This is a genomic window from Crocosphaera sp. (assembly GCF_030064895.1).
GTDB lineage: Bacteria > Cyanobacteriota > Cyanobacteriia > Cyanobacteriales > Microcystaceae > Crocosphaera.
Map to the genome: position 1 here is coordinate 1 of NZ_JASJEB010000005.1, position 18,186 is coordinate 18,186.

Here is an 18,186-nt window from a genome sequence, read left to right on the forward strand (position 1 = left end):
GGACAAGTCAGAGCCGACTCCCTTGGATGAAGCAGGAAGTAAAATAAACTCAAACCAAGTTATCATGAGCCTAAAAACTTGATGGGTAAGTTTGAGTAAGTTTTATATAGCGGAGTCTAAAACAGTAAACGATTAGGATGAACATCGACGGTTCTAGGGAGTATTTTTTGATTGGCACAGCCTTCTGATGAAGTACAATTATCTTCATAAAGGGCTAACTCAAACCAAAATGTTGTACCGATTCCCACTTCACTAATCAAATTAATTTGACTATGATGTTTATCAATAATATTTCTAACAATTGATAGTCCTAAACCTGTTCCTTCAAGGGTATGAACTCGATTTTCTACACGGAAAAAACGATCAAAAATAGCCGCTTGATCTTCGGGGGCAATACCAATACCGCTATCAGAAATTTCTACTCTAACACAAGATTTATCATTAAATTGTTTTGATTTAGTTTTAAAATAATAAGCACGAATGACAATTATCCCCCCAGAAGTAGTAAACTTTAGAGCATTGCCAACTAAATTAGTCATTACCTGTAACAATAAATCATAATGTCCTAAGATTAAAGGTAAATTTGATTCAACTTCTTTCTTGAAAGTTAACTGCTTATCTTTGGCATTCAATTGATAACTTCTTAGAGTTTGTTCGATTAATTGGGATATATCTACCCCATTCAAATGATAGGTTTTAGAAGATTCTAAACGGGATAAATCTAAGACATCATTAACTAATCTAGTCAGGCGATCAGTTTCATGATTTGCAGTTTCTAGAAATTCTTTTTTTTCTGTTTCTGTTAAGTCTTCTCCAAATTCTGAGAGGGTTTCTATAAAAGATTTAATGTTAAATAAAGGGGTTCTTAACTCATGAGATACATTGCTAATGAATTGACTTTTAGCTTCGTTTAATTCTACTTCACGGGTAATATCTTGTACCGTCATCACTATTCCTTTCAGGGTTTCTCTCTGTTTATCAAAAACTTGAGTTAACAAAACTCGCACAATTCTTGATATAGGTTGGCTGATATTAATGCGATATTCTCCTGGGCTAATCCTGGGTTGTAAAGCTTGATTTTCCGAGGTTTCATCGGATTCTAATTCATCAGAAACAGTCGTACTTTGCAGCATCATTTGTTCTAAAGGAAGTTGTAACTGCTCCGTCAATTCTGAGGGTAAAAGTTCCAGTATATTTTGACCAATGACATTTTTCCCATCCCAAACAAACATCCGTCTTGCTGTGGGATTAACTAACAATAAGTTGAGATCAGCATCTAATAAAATTGCCCCATCAACAATAGTAGAAACTAAGGTATCTAATTTCGCTTTTTCTGCCGTTAATTCCTCTATATTTTGCTCTTCATAGCGTTCAAGACGTTTGGCCATTTCATTGAAACTAAAAATTAATTCCCCTAATTCCCCACCAAAGGGAAGATTAATTCTTTGTTTAAAGTTTCCAGCTGCAATATTTTTAACCCCCACTAATAATTCTTTAATAGGAAGAGTAATCGTTAAAGCATTAAAAACTGCCCCTAAAATGACCATAGCCCAAATAGCAACAAAAACAGCGATGGTAACATCACGGGTTAAATTAGAAGAATTAACCACTGTTGCATTGGGATTAATACCAATAGCTAAAAACCCTAAATTTTGCCCTTCATGTTTAAGAGGAACGAAAACATCCGTTACTTCCCCGTTGGGACTTTGATGTTGTCTAACTGAGGGTAAGCTATGGTCGTCGGAGGAAAAAGTAGGCAGTTGTAAACGACGTTCAATAGTCAAGGAATTTTGAACTTCAGCCGATGAATAGGGGATACCAAAGAAAATTTTTCCTGTGTTATCAGTGTAAATGATGTAACGAATACTGGAGGTGCTTTGATAAAAACGACTGGAAAAACGAGCAACTTCTGTTAAATTATCTTCAGCAACCAGAGGGGCTACATTAGAAGCGAGTAATAACCCCAAATCTCTACCAAAGCGCGTATCATTTAGTTGCGCGTCCCTCTGAATGGTATTAACTGCCCAAAAGGTTAAACCACTCATAAATAAGGAGACGGCCAGAGTAGCAACCGCCATTAACTTGGTTTGCAGGGTGAATTCTGACCACCAACGTCTGAGAATCTCTTGAATTTGGGATAGGAGGTGAAACAAGGCTAACTTAGTTCAAGATTTTTTTGCTTTTATTATCGCCACATAGGAGAGACGTAATCTCCCTCTTTTATGTTCTCATCTTACCCTATGTCTAGGGTAGTCTCCAATCAATTCTTTCAATATATTTTTTGATGCTTTCAGTAAAGGCAGCTCCAATTAATCCTTCTGCCTTCTGCCTTCTGCCCCCTGCCTCCTGCCTTCTTCAAGAATGAGGTTGTCCAAATAAGACTAGAGAACAACTTAATTTTTTGAGAACTTCTGTAGTAATATCACTCACGGCTAAACCACCTACGGTACGACGACGAAAGGATCTTAAAATCAACAAATCAAACTGATGAGAAGCGCGAATAATTACTTGTGCAGGATCATCATGAATTATCATTTTTATTTGATATTTTTCTGATAATTTGTATTCAGTGATTAACCGCAATAAGCTAGTTTTAAATTCTGCAATTTGGTCTTGTGGTGTTTGGCGATCGCAGATATGTAAGAGGGTTATTTTTCCTTGGTTAGAATCAGCAAGTAGTTGAGCAAATTTAATGGTTTCTAAAGTAACTTTACTTAAGTTTTTGATCGGCACTAAAATTCTGTTTAAGTTGACAGGATTATCCAACAAACGCATTACGGCAACAGGACAATGAGACGACCAAAATACAGTATCTAAAATTGTTCCAAATAGTCTCGCTTTTAAGCCGATATTTTCACTCCATCCCATGATAATTAAGTTAGCATTTTTTTCTTTTGCACTGCGACTAATTCCTTGAGCAACGTCATCATCAATACGAATAATAGGTTGAGCATCTACTTCAAATTCTTGACTAATTTCTATTGCTCGCTCCAATAATATTTGACCTTGTTTAAGGTTTCCATCTACTTGTGGATCATCCATGTGAACACCAGCATTAGCAATACAAACCGGAACAATAATCCCTGATTCTTGTTTAGCTAATAAAGAACCCATTTCCAGCAAATCTCGTTGAGTATAGGGATTATAAATAGGTATAACTACAGTAAAATGATCATTCTTTGTTTCAGTTTGTAATTGGGGCAACCATTCTTCTAAGGTATTTTCTATACTTCTATCTTCTTCATTTTCTCTTGTTTTTGGTAACGGCAATTTTGTGGCGAACTGTGCTGTTAAGACTGGTCCTAAAATAGAGGTAATTAACATTAACACAATAATGCTATTAAAAATAGTTTCGTTGAGCAATCTTTCCCCTGCTGAATTTTGAACCTGATAAGCAGCTAAAGCCGCAGCTAAAGTTGCAGCAACTTGAGGTAATGACAAAGACCACATAGTAAGTGATTCAGCCCAAGTATAACGATAAATAAACTTAGCAGCCGTTGCAGCCAGTAATTTAGCAACTATCAAACCACCAACAATACCAATTACTAAAGGTAGTTGAAATTCAATAGTCTTAATAAAAGCTGGAATGTCTAACAATAGTCCCATTCCTATAAAAAAGAAGGGAATAAATAACGTTCCTCCTACAAACTCTACCTTCTCTTTAACAGGACCATTTCCTACCACATCATTTACAGCTAAACCAGCCAAAAAAGCCCCAACAATTTTATCAACATTGATTAATTGTGCGCCTATAGCAGCTAGAAAAACAGCTAATAAAACAAATAAAAACTGATTACTTTCCTCATCACCACTGCGCCTAAAGTATTCTTTCCCTAACCAGCGAAAACCAAAAAGAATAATAACAGAATATAATCCCAAAGAAACCAATTGAATAACTAAACTAACCGCCGAAAAATCTCCACTATGAATAGAAACACAAATAGCTAACACTAACAAAGCAGCAATATCAGTAAAAATAGTTGCTCCAATAGTAACCATCACAGCTTGATTCTTAACCATTCCTAAGCGTTGAACAATAGGAAAACCTAACAAAGTGTGAGAAGCTAAAAGGGAACCAATTAAAATAGAAGAATTCCAGCCATAACCAAAACGAATACCAACATAAGTTCCCATTAATAGGGGCAAAAAGAACGTCAAACTACCAAAAACTAAAGAGCGTTCTTTTGTTTTGCGAAATTCATCCAAATCTATCTCTAAACCTGCCACAAACATGAGATAAATTTTACCAATATCGGAAAATAATGCGATACTCTCTGAATCAGCATCTAACAGATATAAGCCATCTTTTCCTAAGACAACACCAGCAAATAGTAACCCCACTAAACCAGGAAGACGTAACCGTTCAAAAATAGGCGGTAACGTCAAAATAACTAATAATAAGATTGTAAAAGAAACTAAAGGATTATTGCGTAAAAGAGATAACAAATTTTCCATTTAGGTTAATCTTAGCTGATTACTTTAATCATTTTGACATACTCCCCCATTAACCGCTACGCAGTATAACAGGGGATTAGTAATCTGCTGTTTTTGAGTTCAGAATTTGTGTGCGTGAAGTACCTCCATCACGTCACAGAGATAGGCTATGCCGGAATAATCGTCAAAAAACCGCGCTGCTACCTCATCCGAAATTTTTACAGCCATATCACGATTGGGAGTAAGCACCTCGAACTTTATATTTGAGTAGGTGTCGGAAACAGTGGGTCGTCCGGAGGAGCGCACGTTACGACTACCTTTACCGCCAGCGTCTACAACTGTGTAACCGGTAGCCCCGGCTTCATCGATAATTTTGCCGATTTTTTTCAGGAGCAACTTCTCCGTAACGATGACGAGTTTGGTGGCTTGCTGAGTCATTTTCGATACCTGTATTAATTAAACTAAATAGAAATTTGAGTAAACGGCAGCATTCTGTATTATGGCACTTATCTAGTGCAGCGTGGTGAAAATAACCCACCAGTCTCCAAAGGCTCAAACCCTTACCAATCAATACTTTTGCCTTTTGCCTTTTGCCTTTTGCCTTTTGACTTCCGCGTAGCGGCACTAGCCGCCGCGTTGGTCTTTGGGTTGGGGGAACACAGGCACACTGCGACCCCTCCCAAATCAGCCGCCAAGTGCCTGAGCCAGACCGATAAAGAGCGGTATTCCGATGGCCAGAGCAACCGGTGTACCGACGGCTGTGGAGGAACCAATATAGGCGGAGGGGTTAGCTGAAGGAATCCCCGCTCGTAAAGTGGGAGGACCTGAGATGTCGGAACTAGAGGAGGCGATAACGGCTAGGATTACTACTCCGCCAAGGCTAAATCCGGTGAGATAGTGTGCAATCAGTCCCAAACCGAAGGCAATAAGTCCATGTAATAACGGAGCTATAAAAGCATAGATGGCGTACCATTGACCGACTTTCCGTAGCTCGCCAATCCTTGCAGTGGCTTCCATTCCCATTACCAGCATCAATATGGAAAGTAACCCACGGAAGGGGGGAGCAAAGAAGTTATCATAGACGCTGTCAGGCACGGTTACCAAACCTAGAGCGAGGCCAAGTAGCAGTGCGGATAGGGCTGAACCCTGAAGACTTTCCTTGATAATGGGCCATATTTTCACCTTCTCGCTTTCGCGCTTAGGATACCCCTGTGCAGTAATGCTAGTAGTGCTAGCAGTGCTATGCTCTCCGTAATATTCTTGTTCGCCGTAAAATTCCTGCTTGCTACGATACTCCTCTTCAGCAATGCGCTGCTTTTTCTTGCTGGAATAAACACTGGCTAAGACGATAGCAGTCACGAGTGCTGGTATGTCCATGAAGGGATAGAGTGCTGCTGCCCAAGCTTCGTATTCGATACCTTCTGTTTCCATTAGGGTTAGGGCTGCAGCGAGGGTAGAACCACTCACCGCACCAAATAAGCCTGATGTGGCAATGGCATCTAGGGTTTTGACCTTCGGCATTTTGGCCAGGGTGTAGCGACCGATGAAGACTATTAATATCCCTGTTACCACAGCTAAAAAGGCGGGCAAAAGCATCGCCGCAAGGTTGGCATTACGAATGGCAATACCGCCGCTCAAGCCAACTTTGATGAGCAGCATGAAGACAATAAACTTATAAACAGCATCGGGAATTTGCAGTCTACTATTGACGGCTGCAACAACCATCCCACCAATTAGAAAGCCTAGTGTGGGGGACTGCAACTTGCCTAAAAAGAGCGTCACGAAATCAGATAAAAAATCCATATTGTAATTTCTCCTTAATTATTTCTTAGGGGTCAGGAGATAACAGAATAGAGTTAAATCAATTACCCTTTTATTTCTCATTGATTTAACTCTATCTCATTTTGTCCATAAAAGCTCAAAAAAATCCAAAAATTTGAGAAGTATTATTTTATTTAATTGATAATTTAAGCTTATGATTTCTAGCTAAGTCATAGGCTTTACTGAATTAACCGTGTTTCAAGAAAAAAATTAAGGATTGATGACATTATGGTTGTTTATCCTTTCGTTTCCTTGACTATATTTTCCATAGTTAACTAAAAATAAATATTTATTCCTCTATTAACTTCCCTTTATTTATGATCCCAAACAAATTATTAAGTTTTATGGATAAAATATATTTTGTAGCGAATGTTACAGAATTATTTGTTATAAATAGTAATGAGGGTGAAATAAACCAAAGAAGAAATCACCATAAGCAATGGGAGTTTAAAAATTATGTCTACCCAACAACAAGCAAGAGCGTTAATGATGCGTCATCATCAAATGGTCAAAAATCGTCAACAATCTATGTTAGGACGCGCGGCCGCTGAAATTGGTGTTGATGTTGAAAAAGATTATTGGACTACCATTCAAGGTAAACCCTGTTCTGGTTTCCGTAGTTCTTATGATCGTTGTCATGCTGCGATGAGTTAGTAATTTTTAATGTTTTTTCTTGATCATAGTAACTCAATGAAACTATTGCAGTATCGACAATCATAAGGTGTTCTTAAGGAGAAGGACACCTTATTTTGATAATGAAAATATTTATAGTATTTTCATTATTATTTATCGGAATTAAGACAAGAAAATTTTTTCCAAGATAAAAATACGATTATTTAATTTATCTTAATAAAAAGTCACTTTTAAAGAATTTATATTGGCGAGAAGATCAGGTTTTGCAGCTAAGATTATTTGATAAAATATAGATAATGATTTAGGAAAATATAATCATGTTATTAACTATAAAAGCTAAAGCAGTGTTTATAGCATCTTTGATAGTTGGTATTTCCTTAGCCTCTTCACCAGTCGCTTCTGCACAAGAAGGTCCTTGTCTAGGAATTTCCGATAAAAATCCTTATCCTTCCTATGAATCAACCATAAATCCCTTTCCAAGAAACCAATTACCTCCAGGTATTTTTGGTGGTGAATTAGACCAGGGTTTAGTGAGGACATGGAATCCAAATTCAAATGTTAATTTACGTCAACAAGCTAATACGAGTAGTCAAGTATTAAGAAATATTAGCGATCGAAGTGTAATACCACTATATGGTGGATATTACTCTGAAGATAATTATTGGTGGTGGTTTACAGAATATGAAGGGAAGAAAGGATGGATTAGATCCGATTATGTATGCGGTGATCCTCAATAATGCGATGCGATTGAGGCAGATTTCAGATTAAGACATCTCCCCAGAGCAGTACGCTGGTGCTTACTACTGGATTGGTTTTGACTATATTTCAAACCTAATTCAGTTATTTGGTTTAGAGGATAAAAGTCATCTTTGCTGTGGTGGATAGTGATAAATCGGTTATATTAAGGGAATGTTACAAATTTATGATAAAGTAATCCCTGTTTAATCCTATTCATCTTTGAGAACATTATTGAGCCAACTTACGTCTATAAGACCAATACCAGCCTGATCGGGCAATCGTATAATGACACAATTACACCACGCCTTTACTCTATTCCTCAGTTTGCTGGTGGAAGCTTTCCCCTTTTTGCTGTTAGGGGTATCCTTATCAAGTGCCTTACTCCTCTTCATAGATGAGGGAAAGTTAATAGCAACTATTCCTAAAAATCCCTTATTAGGGGCGATCGCCGGTAGTTGTATCGGTTTTCTTTTTCCGGTGTGTGAGTGTGGAAATGTGCCAGTAGCGCGACGGTTTCTTCTACAGGGACTGCCCAACTCAGCAGCTATCGGTTTTTTATTAGCAGCCCCCACAATTAACCCGATTGTAATTTGGTCAACCTGGGTGGCGTTTCGGGGTCAACCAGAAATTGTTTTTTATCGCATTCTTTTCTCTTTGATCATCTCCATTGCTATTGGTTGGATTTTCAGTGTACAAAAAGATCCCCGTCCCATGCTACAACCTTTATTGGCCAAACGGATCACCATGTTATCCCGTAAACCCAAGTTTGCCCGTTCCAGAAAACAAGAACCAAGCTTAAAAGAGTCGATGTTATTACAGTCGGGGACATTTTTACTGGGAAGCGATAAAGGTCCAATGCGACTAGATGAAACATCAGTGGCAACATTAACCATGAGTTCCGATCAATCATCGGTTCTGAATGGACGTTTAAAATTATTTCTGGAAAATGTTACCCAAGAACTGAGAGAATTAGGAGGGATGTTAATTGTAGGCAGTGCGATCGCGGCTTGTCTACAAGTCTTTGTTCCTCGCGAGATTGTTTTGAGTTTGGGACAGGGAAGCATTAGTTCAATCCTGGCCATGATGTTATTAGCGGCCATTGTTTCTATTTGTTCAACAGTAGATGCATTTTTTGCTTTATCTTTTGCCTCAACTTTTACCACGAGTTCTCTGTTAGCATTTCTGGTGTTTGGGCCGATGATCGATATTAAAGCTGTTGGTTTAATGCTTTCAATTTTTCAACCCAGAATGATAGTTTATTTATTCGCACTGGCCGGACAGTTAACCTTTATCTTGGCTTTGTTTCATAGTTACTTTCTCTGAAATACCTGTCTTAAGTAATGGAGAATGGATAAGTCGAGTGTAGAATAAGGAAATATTAAATTCTAAATTCTTATCTCTCCTGTAAAGGATCGGTTTTCGGCCGAATTAATTCATTATCAATTGTCAATTATCCATTGATAAAAGAGGTCAAATAATCTTGATGAATGTACTATCTAAATTGAAACTTACTCCTAAGCTAAAGCTTTTTTTACCAGGTTTAGATATCTTAGCTATTCTCGCTTGGGGTGTTCTACTCTTCAAATATTGGGTAACCCGTCAGCTAAGATTATTAATCCACCCTAACTATAATTTGCTGGTTCTTGCCACTGGTATCCTCTTAATTATTTTGGCAGGTATCAAAGCTTGGTTATGGGTTCAAACCCTGCGTCAAAAGGGTAATAGTGGGGAAACCGTGGAACATATCACTATTTTTCCCCCAGGATGGGGTAGTAGTTTCTTGATTATTTCTGCGATCGCTGGTTTTATTATTCCTCCGACCATTTTTGATAGTCAAATGGCTTTGCAACGGGGTATTTCAGGAACTTTACCCATCACCCAAAGCGAAATTCAAAGCTTTGCCTTGAATATTAAACCAGAAGAAAGATCGCTAATCGACTGGATCAGAACCCTTAATGCTTATCCCGAACCGGATGCTTATAAAGATCAAAAAGCCAATATAACGGGGTTTGTGGTTCATTCTCCTTTACTCCCTGAAAATTATATCTTATTGAGTCGTTTTATTATTACCTGTTGCGCTGTGGATGCTTATCCGGTGGGACTTCCTGTTAAGTTAGAACGAGATCGTAGTAATTATCCTCCCGATACTTGGCTACAAATAGAAGGGGAAATGATGACGGAAACCCTGACTATTGATAGACAAACTATGCAACAAACACGGGCGCAAAAACGACAGTTAGTGTTATCGGCTAATAGTATTACGACTATTCCGACTCCTAATGATCCTTATGGGTATTCTAATTAGTTATCAGTGATCAGTTATCAGTTATTACTTCTCTATATAAAATGATGAATAAACTTATATTAAAAGAACCAATTGATAGACTCTCTGTATTATTAATTGGAGGGTTTAGTGTCCTCATTGCTGGTCTAATGATTGGGGATAAACTTTGTGGGGAAAATTGTTTTTTAAGAAAAGGTCCCCAAGTTGAAAAGTTTAGTTGGCAAGAACAAATTATTAGTAATAAAGATCGGGCGTTTATTTTGACTTTTGATCGTCCGATGGACAAAGAAACAGTGGAGAAAAATTTAGTTATTGATCCCCCTCTTCCTGGTAAAGTAAGTTGGGCTGGCCGTCGTTTAGCTTACACAGTAGAAGCTCCTGTTGCTTATGGACAAACCTATACGGTTCAGTTAAGCGAAGCAAAAGAAAAATTTCGGGAAAATAATCAACAAGGTCAAGAAATGGAACCCTTTGTAGGAACATTTCAAAGTCGTGATCGCGCTTTAGCTTACATAGGAACTCAAGGGAAAGAAAAGGGTAAACTCGTTTTTTATAACATTACCCAACAACATAAACGTATGTTAACACCACCTGATTTAGTGGTAATGAATTTTGAATTTTATCCCGAAGGCGATCGCATTTTATTTTCTGCTTATCAGGAAGGTTTAGGTATTGATGGACTGCGAAAATTGAAACTTTATACGGTTACTACTGGGGTTATTAATGGAGTGGAAGATAGTAAAAATAATCCTCCTGGTAAAATAGAAGAAATTTTAGATAACGAAACTTATCAAAATAATCAATTTGATCTTTCTGCTGATGGTGAAACTATTGTTATTCAAAGAGTTAACCGAGAAAATCCGGCTGACTTCGATTTATGGATAGTTAGAAAAGGAGAAAAACCAGAAAGGTTAAAGGTAACAGGTGGTCATTTTGAAATCACGCCTGATAATCAAGCATTAGCTGTTGCTAGGGGTGAAGGGATTGGAATTTTACCATTAGAACCGGAATCAGAACCTTTAGACTTTTTACCTAAGTTTGGTCAATTATTGGATTTTTCTCCTACAGGAAATTCAGCCGCGATGGTTGATTTTAATACAGATAACGCGAATTTGCGTTACACAAGATCATTATTCTATGTTAATAATCAAGGCATTCAAAAAGAACTTTTAAACACAGAAGGATCCATTGTTGATTGTCAATTTACTCCTACGGGAAATCAATTATATTGTTTACTTACCGAACTATTAGAAGGAGAAGAATATCGAGAACAACCCTATTTTGCTAAGTTTGATATTAAATCAGGAGAAGTTATGCCCTTAGCTAAATTATCCGATTATCAAGACATCAAACTTAGTTTATCTCCTGATGGATTAGCCTTATTATTTGACCAAGTTTTAACCAGTGATGATCCTCGCTTAAAAGATAATTTAACTAATAATTCTGGTCAGGCGATCGTAGGGGGAAAATTATGGTTATTAATTCCTCCCATTAACAATAACCCTGATAGTAAACCAGACTTAAAAGAGTTGCCTTTAGTTGGTTTTCGTCCTCAATGGCTACCTTAAATATTTGTCACACAGTTGCTGAGTTTAATTAATATCATTCTTCAAAATGGCACAAGATGTGAGCCAAAAAGTTATACAAAGATAGTATTATTATACTATTTGGCAATTTTTGCAACATTACCTAATTTTTACTCCAATATTTGAATAATTTAGGTAAATACCAACCAATTACTCCTGATATAAAAGCGGCGAGAATACTTAACAAGACAAACCAGGTGAATGGATGAACTTTTTCTCCAGATAAGGATATGGGATTTTGTGGTGTTACTTGACCCGAACTAGAAGCAATTATTCCGCCAATTGTTATTGCAGCACCAGCAGAAGAAATGCTCGATTGTAGTTGACGATCTCGTTCGGCTTGATCTATCTCAACAATACCACGAATGGAATCAATAGCTCTTTCTAATAAACTGGTTCCTTGGACAAAATAGCTTAAATCGGCTTGAATTTGTGCTTGAAAAGTTTTGCAATATTCATTAGAGAATTGTTCTAGAAAAGCTAAAGCTTTTGGTTCACTTAATTCTAGTTCTTCTCGAATAAATTGTATTGTTGTATTGTAATTATCAGTATGGATAAAAATACTGTTGCGGCGAAATTCTAACTTTCGCAAAAGTTGAGCATATTTAACACTTTGCTTCGTTAGCTCTTTAAGCTCATTTTTAAGTAATTTAAGATCATCAATAGTAAGGAGATCGCCAGAAGAGATATCTGTAAATATTTTATTAACTGATTGCTCTACATTTTCATATTCTTTATAAATTTCCTGATAAGTATATCGACTATTGTGAAATTCTCTGATAACTTTATTACGAAAGAAAAGCAAGTCAACTAATAAATCGGAAGCAGTCTCTAACTTATCAAATGTTGCAGGATCTTGAAATAGCCATACTAAAACATGACGATAATTTTCTTTTGATTGAATTAAGCCATATTCAAAGATCGGACTACCTAATAAATCTCCTTCAAGGTGAAATATAGGACATTGCGTTTTATCGATAAAAAAAGCTTCCAGGCATTCATCAGCTAAATGTTTTAAATATTTACGACCTAACCTTTGTTGTTCCTTATCTATCCAGGCTGTAATTATTAAAGTTTGTCCTAAATTACTCTCAATAGAATCTGGTAATAAGCAGGAATTAGGATTAAACTCTTTCAGAATTGAAGTTCTAGTTTTTATTCTGGTATTCTCAAGTTTTTGCAGATCTGGATTAGGAAATCCTAAAGAAAAACTCAAACCATAACTATCATCAAGTTGAACAGGATAAACGAAACCCTCTAACTCAAATGCTTCATTCTGATAATTAATTTTAGCATTTATAGGTAAGTCAGCCTCATTAGACTTTAGCAGATTCAATTTTTTGCAATTAAGCTCCTTCTCTTTTAAATCTAGTGTTTCTTTGATATAAAATTGAGGAAAAATAACGTCGTGACATTTATCCCATAATAATTTTTCATTTAATTTCTCTTTACTGCCAAGGTTAGGAGTTTTAAATAAATGAAAAGCATATAAAGAAACTTGCGGGGAATAGATAATTTCAGCCATAAAATTCCCTGACTAATTATTATTTTCTTGAGAAACTTGAGATTTCTGTGCTTGAGTCTCCTCTATTTTTTTCTCAATTTCATTTATTAATTCTGATTCTGGCAAAGAAATATTGGATATCCATTGTTCCTGATCAGCTTGATTACCACCCTTGTGTCTTATTGCTCTTGCTCTTAAACTTCTCATTCTTAAACTTTCTCCCAAGGGTTGATGATTGGCACACCAGTCTACAATAGCATCAGCGATCGCATCATCAGATTGATCGTTTTTCAACTTTTTTAGGGTTTGGGAGAGTTGTGATAAGTCTTGTATAGCTTGTGAATCTAAATTTTCATTCGTTAATAAATCACAAAAACCTATAAATATTTGACGATCATTCATTAGAAAATACTCCAAAATTACTGACTGGTTTAATTATATTTATTTATAATTTACTGTCCGATGGCACAAAATGCAGCCCAATAGATTGGTTTAGCATAAGGTTGCTCTTTGTCTGCTGATTTGACCTCTCGTTCTAGTTCTTTTTGTCTGTCTGGATCTAAGTTAAATTGTTGCATCCATTCTAATACATCTGTCTTGGTAACTGAACGTAACCATAATTGAGCAGAATTAAGGGCTTGGGCAACAGATGGATGATCTAATACTATCAGATTCTCGTAAAACTTAATCATTAAAATTGCCGTGGCAGTATCGCTGACAGCCCATTGACTAGCAACGATACTAGGGCTACCCGCCACTAAAAAGCCACTAGGTAACCCAATATATTCATCTCCACCACTTTCAGGATTAGTTAAACCCGTTTCGCAAGCAGAAAGGGTGACTAATCGACAAGGAGATAAATTCAAAGTGAAAATTTCCTTTAACAGCAAACATTGCTGTAAGTCGTAATTTTGTTGCTCAGTGGATTGAATAAAGCGTGAAGGTTCCGTTGTCGATTTACCTTCAACCTCAGATCCTGATAGTATCAGAGGTGAACTTAAAGGTGCTGCAAAATTGAAATAGCTATGGCAGGAGAAGTGAATAAAATTAGCTGCTTGTAACTCTTTTTGTGTTTTCTTTTTCTTCCATGCCGCTTTAGTCGCATTTTTTTCCTCCAAGACAAAGGAATCATCAAAATATTGCTGAATCGCTTTCACTTCCACACTGGCAAAATTAAGATCCTGGGTTGGGTTTTGAATCGCAAACAAACCTCGATCCCTATCCCCTGGAACATCAGCCTGAGAGCGTTTTTGACTTAGCTGCAATAGCTGACAACTAGGAGCATAGCGAACACCATCAGTAAACTTATCCAATAAACATTGATCCACATCAATCGGTAAGGCATTGAGGGGTAACAGGTGCAGATAGCTATGGGGAACTAAAATCAGTTGATTGCAGTTGTCGGGAATTTTCTCCAGTATCGACTTAAGTTGCAGCAGGTTAGCTAACTCTTCGAGACGAGATTCCAAGGTATTACCCCAATGATAATATTTATCCTGATGGTAGTCTGCAAAATAGTCCCGTTGCCATTGATCTAATTGCTCTCTTTCTGCGGAGGTAAACTGCCAAACTTCAGCTTGTTGACTGTTCTTGGTGATTAAAAAAGTATAGAATCCCTGATCTGTAAGATACCATTCAATAATTGCCGTGCGATCGCCGATTTGGTCAATAATTTCTGGGTAACGAATCGGTTGAACCGCCTGAGTTAGAGCATAAGCAGGATCTAATTCAATAATTTCTTCCAGCACCTGATCGAATTGTTGCTGTAAATCCTCTAAGCGTGTCCTTAACTGCCTAGCATAGAGTTGATTTAAATTAACGCCAGTATCCTTAGTAACTGCCTCACTTTGGATCTCGTCAATTGCTTCAAGATCGTCATCCTCCGTAAACAAATTATCTATTACATTATCAACTATAGATTTAGATTGTTCTGCCCCATCCTCTGGAATATTATCCAATTCCTGCTGCTTGGCTAAAATTTCTCCCTTCAAGTTGTCCAAACGTTGCAGAACTTCTTTACTAATTAGATTGGATTTATTATCCAAGTCGGAAAAAAGCTGCACCAGATTTCGCGCTTTACTTCGCTCTACATATTCCAGTGCCAACTTTGGTTGATCGTTATTAAGACAAGCTTGCACAGTTTGAGTATAAATATCAATCGCCTTGCTTATAATCTCACTACGATGCTGATCGCTACTCGCCCAGCTACAACTAACCTCTACCGCTTGAATCGCTGCGGTATAACCTTCTATGGCTAACTGCCATTTTTCCTTGTTAAACGCCGCATCTCCCATATCTCGCCCAGACTGCAAACGCCTTTTAGGGAAAGCGGTGGGAGCAAATATCTCCAGAGAAGCACGAAAATAACTAATTGCTCGATCTAGATTTCCTAAATCACGATATACAGTAGCCAAATTATATTGAGTCATCGCCCAATTTTCAGGAAATGATTCTCGGGTGTCTATTTCTAATGCAGCTTCTAAACAAGTAATCGCTTCTGGGTATTTACTCGCTTTACAATATGCGATTCCCAAATTATTTTGAGTACCTGCCCACTTTTCAGGAAATGATTCTCGGGTGCCTATTTCTAATGCATTTTGGTAATGTTTGATCGCTAAGTCAAACTTTTCTTGATCATAATAAACATTCCCCAGATTATTTTGAGTCATCCCCCAATCTTCAGGAGATGCTTCACGGGTGCGTATTTCTAATGCATTTTGGTAATGTTTGATCGCTAAGTCAAACTTTTCTTGATCACGATAAACACTCCCCAGATTATTTTGAGTCATCCCCCAAGATTCAGGAAATGATTCTCGGGTATATATTTCTAATGCATTTTGGTAAGATTTGATCGCTAATTCAAGGTTTTCTGAGCGATCGCCTCTTATTCGCTCTGCATTAAGAATGCCTAACTGATTCTGAAGCATTGCCCATGCTGTGGGAAAATTAGAGCGAGTAATATACTTAATCAAGACTTCACCTATGGCAATAGCAATCTCAAGCTGACTAGCACGATTTCCTCTGGGAAATTCGTAAATGTATGTGCTAAGCGTCAATAGCTTATTGAGCAAAATGAGTTTTTGCTTACCACCCGACTGTCGTATTTTTAATTCAGCCTCTTCACGTACCATCAAGGCGAAGTTATCGGTTAGCTTTTCCTGATACTGTTCTAGAAGTTGATCAACAGCTTCCTGACTTTTAAGACAAGCATCTAAAATGCGTTGCAAAACGTCACGAGAACTAATCTCATGATTTCGTTTCTGGGGGTCAAATCCTTTCGACTTCTTCGACTTCTTCGACTGCTTAGAATTTTGCGACATAATTAACCAACTGACGACGCAATGTCATATCAAACCTTTTACTAGAGTATCATGGACTTTAACAGCCCTTCGGGCGAGGCAGGAGGCAGGGGGCAACCCACCCCTAACCCCTCCCAGGAGGGGAACAGGAGGGAAGATTTTTAGTTAAAGTCAAGCCCATCTTGGTGCGCTTTTTGCCTCGCCCAACTGGGTTTAAGTCCCCCACCAAAATCTGCGATTTGGTGGTCTCGGGTTAGATGCGGGTTAAAATCCCCATCTATACCGGCCTCCTGCCTCCTGCCTTTCAACTCCTGCCTTCTTTTAACTAAGTTCTCGTATATCCGAGACTGTCCCATTCACCGCAGCAGCGACAACCATCGCCGGACTCATTAACAAAGTTCGTCCTGTGGATGATCCTTGACGGCCTTTAAAGTTACGATTAGAGGAAGAGGCACTAATTTGATCCCCTTGTAACTTATCGGGGTTCATAGCCAAACACATAGAACATCCGGCTTCACGCCATTCAAAACCAGCTTCGACAAAGATTTTGTCTAACCCTTCTTTTTCGGCTTCTACTTTTACCCGTTCTGAACCCGGAACCACAAATGCTTTGACCCCATTGGCTACATGATGGCCTTTTGCAAACTTAGCAGCTTCTCTTAAGTCGCTAATGCGTCCATTGGTACAACTCCCAATGAAACAGACATCAACTTTTGTCCCTTTTATGGGACTTCCAGGGGATAACTGCATATAACTGTAAGCTTCTTGGGCGATCGCGCGATCGCCTTCGGGTAAACTTTCAGGGGTGGGAACGGGTTCGCTGATACCAATACCTTGACCGGGTGTAATACCCCAAGTTACCGTAGGTTCGATCTCAGCAGCATCGAAGGTAACAATATCATCGTACTCTGCATCGGCATCAGAAGCCATACTACGCCACCAACTAACCGCTTTTTCCCATTCGTCTCCTGTGGGGGCAAAGTCTCGCCCTTTTAAGTAGTCAAAAGTGACATCATCGGGGTTAATATAGCCACATCTGGCCCCACCTTCGATGGACATATTGCAGACAGTCATCCGTTCTTCCATAGACATAGATGCAAAGGTGGTTCCGGCGTATTCGTAGGCGTATCCTACACCCCCTTTAACCCCGAGTTTACGGATGATATGGAGGATGACATCTTTAGCATATACCCCCGGTGGTAAAGTGCCATTAACTTCGATTTTACGCACTTTTAGCTTGGATAGGGCAAGGGTTTGGGAGGCTAAGACATCTCGTACTTGAGAGGTTCCGATGCCAAAAGCGATCGCCCCAAAGGCCCCGTGGGTGGAGGTATGGGAGTCACCGCAAGCAATGGTCATTCCGGGTTGGGTAAGTCCTTGTTCCGGGGCAATGACATGGACAACCCCTTGATTCCCGGAACCGATATTATAGAACCGAATACCGTTATCTTTGGCACTATTTTCTAATGCTTGTATCATCTCTTCTGCTAGGGTATCAACAAAAGGACGGGCCTGGTTTTCGGTGGGGACGATATGATCAACGGTGGCCACTGTGCGATCGGGATACATGACTTTGAGTCCTCTTTCCCGTAACATGGCAAACGCTTGGGGACTCGTGACTTCGTGGATCAAATGCAGTCCGATGAAGAGTTGGGTTTGTCCTGAAGATAATATTTGAACGGTATGGGTATCCCAAACTTTATCGAAGAGTGTTCCTTTACTCATGGATGTTTCTGGCTTTTCTTTATCACGCTATCTTTTTATTATGAAGGGTTTTAGGGATTTGTTGACGACTTTTAAGCCATGATTTAATTTTTGTTCATTGTTGTTAGGTTGAATTTTGAGATCACTGTTAACATCAAGGATAAGCTATTCATAATGAGACCA

At 38.3% G+C, this 18,186-nt stretch carries 13 protein-coding genes; 5 read left to right on the plus strand and 8 right to left on the minus strand.

The window, feature by feature from the left end; genetic code table 11:
• Positions 1-116 precede the first annotated feature (116 nt).
• The 4 genes from nblS to QNJ66_RS02010 form a co-directional block, all read right to left on the minus strand.
• Positions 117-2,153 carry a two-component system sensor histidine kinase NblS gene (gene nblS, locus QNJ66_RS01995; RefSeq protein ID WP_300502548.1) on the minus strand — a complete coding sequence of 679 codons (2,037 nt, stop codon included), beginning with the start codon at positions 2,151-2,153 and terminating at the stop codon, positions 117-119.
• Positions 2,154-2,355: 202 nt separating this feature from the next.
• Positions 2,356-4,455, minus strand: a complete 2,100-nt coding sequence (locus tag QNJ66_RS02000) for a cation:proton antiporter (protein ID WP_300502550.1) — start codon at positions 4,453-4,455, stop codon at positions 2,356-2,358.
• A gap of 99 nt (positions 4,456-4,554) precedes the next feature.
• Complete coding sequence (locus QNJ66_RS02005) at positions 4,555-4,872, minus strand: hypothetical protein (protein ID WP_300502552.1); 318 nt, start codon at positions 4,870-4,872, stop codon at positions 4,555-4,557.
• Between the two features lie 246 nt (positions 4,873-5,118).
• Positions 5,119-6,237, minus strand: coding sequence for a sodium-dependent bicarbonate transport family permease (locus QNJ66_RS02010; protein ID WP_300502553.1), 1,119 nt, complete (start codon positions 6,235-6,237; stop codon positions 5,119-5,121).
• A gap of 474 nt (positions 6,238-6,711) precedes the next feature.
• On the opposite strand from QNJ66_RS02010, the gene QNJ66_RS02015 reads away from it, so the two are divergent.
• From QNJ66_RS02015 to QNJ66_RS02035, 5 genes are all read left to right on the plus strand, one after another.
• Positions 6,712-6,909 (plus strand): hypothetical protein, encoded by a 198-nt coding sequence (locus QNJ66_RS02015; protein WP_300502555.1) that lies wholly within the window; start codon positions 6,712-6,714, stop codon positions 6,907-6,909.
• Between the two features lie 296 nt (positions 6,910-7,205).
• A complete protein-coding gene (locus QNJ66_RS02020; RefSeq protein WP_300502556.1) occupies positions 7,206-7,625 on the plus strand; it encodes an SH3 domain-containing protein in 420 nt (139 codons plus the stop codon).
• A gap of 286 nt (positions 7,626-7,911) precedes the next feature.
• Positions 7,912-8,949, plus strand: coding sequence for a permease (locus QNJ66_RS02025; RefSeq protein ID WP_300502558.1), 1,038 nt, complete (start codon positions 7,912-7,914; stop codon positions 8,947-8,949).
• Positions 8,950-9,109: 160 nt separating this feature from the next.
• The gene (locus QNJ66_RS02030; protein WP_300502560.1) at positions 9,110-9,931 is read left to right on the plus strand and encodes a TIGR03943 family protein; all 822 of its coding nucleotides are present in this window, start codon (positions 9,110-9,112) and stop codon (positions 9,929-9,931) included.
• A gap of 41 nt (positions 9,932-9,972) precedes the next feature.
• Positions 9,973-11,478 (plus strand): Ig-like domain-containing protein, encoded by a 1,506-nt coding sequence (locus QNJ66_RS02035; protein ID WP_300502561.1) that lies wholly within the window; start codon positions 9,973-9,975, stop codon positions 11,476-11,478.
• 121 nt (positions 11,479-11,599) lie between these two features.
• On the opposite strand, the gene QNJ66_RS02040 is transcribed toward QNJ66_RS02035, so the two are convergent.
• From QNJ66_RS02040 to leuC, 4 genes are all read right to left on the minus strand, one after another.
• Entirely contained in the window at positions 11,600-13,021 is a 1,422-nt protein-coding gene (locus QNJ66_RS02040) for a hypothetical protein (RefSeq protein WP_300502563.1), read from the minus strand.
• 12 nt (positions 13,022-13,033) lie between these two features.
• Entirely contained in the window at positions 13,034-13,402 is a 369-nt protein-coding gene (locus QNJ66_RS02045; protein WP_300502565.1) for a hypothetical protein, read from the minus strand.
• Positions 13,403-13,452: 50 nt separating this feature from the next.
• Positions 13,453-16,320, minus strand: a complete 2,868-nt coding sequence (locus QNJ66_RS02050) for a CHAT domain-containing protein (protein ID WP_300502567.1) — start codon at positions 16,318-16,320, stop codon at positions 13,453-13,455.
• Between the two features lie 300 nt (positions 16,321-16,620).
• On the minus strand, positions 16,621-18,024 hold the full coding sequence (gene leuC, locus QNJ66_RS02055; RefSeq protein ID WP_300502569.1) for a 3-isopropylmalate dehydratase large subunit: 1,404 nt from the start codon (positions 18,022-18,024) through the stop codon (positions 16,621-16,623).
• Between the last annotated feature and the right edge of the window lie 162 nt (positions 18,025-18,186).

Bases quoted from the DNA above. Each gene is read 5' to 3' on its own strand.
- QNJ66_RS02050 (WP_300502567.1), bottom strand. From the start codon at position 16,320: ATGTCGCAAAATTCTAAGCAGTCGAAGAAGTCGAAGAAGTCGAAAGGA.
- QNJ66_RS02020 (WP_300502556.1), top strand. From the start codon at position 7,206: ATGTTATTAACTATAAAAGCTAAAGCAGTGTTTATAGCATCTTTGATA.
- QNJ66_RS02015 (WP_300502555.1), top strand. From the start codon at position 6,712: ATGTCTACCCAACAACAAGCAAGAGCGTTAATGATGCGTCATCATCAA.
- QNJ66_RS02045 (WP_300502565.1), bottom strand. From the start codon at position 13,402: ATGAATGATCGTCAAATATTTATAGGTTTTTGTGATTTATTAACGAAT.
- QNJ66_RS02025 (WP_300502558.1), top strand. From the start codon at position 7,912: ATGACACAATTACACCACGCCTTTACTCTATTCCTCAGTTTGCTGGTG.
- QNJ66_RS02035 (WP_300502561.1), top strand. From the start codon at position 9,973: ATGATGAATAAACTTATATTAAAAGAACCAATTGATAGACTCTCTGTA.
- leuC (WP_300502569.1), bottom strand. From the start codon at position 18,024: ATGAGTAAAGGAACACTCTTCGATAAAGTTTGGGATACCCATACCGTT.
- QNJ66_RS02030 (WP_300502560.1), top strand. From the start codon at position 9,110: ATGAATGTACTATCTAAATTGAAACTTACTCCTAAGCTAAAGCTTTTT.
- QNJ66_RS02010 (WP_300502553.1), bottom strand. From the start codon at position 6,237: ATGGATTTTTTATCTGATTTCGTGACGCTCTTTTTAGGCAAGTTGCAG.
- QNJ66_RS02005 (WP_300502552.1), bottom strand. From the start codon at position 4,872: ATGACTCAGCAAGCCACCAAACTCGTCATCGTTACGGAGAAGTTGCTC.
- QNJ66_RS02000 (WP_300502550.1), bottom strand. From the start codon at position 4,455: ATGGAAAATTTGTTATCTCTTTTACGCAATAATCCTTTAGTTTCTTTT.
- QNJ66_RS02040 (WP_300502563.1), bottom strand. From the start codon at position 13,021: ATGGCTGAAATTATCTATTCCCCGCAAGTTTCTTTATATGCTTTTCAT.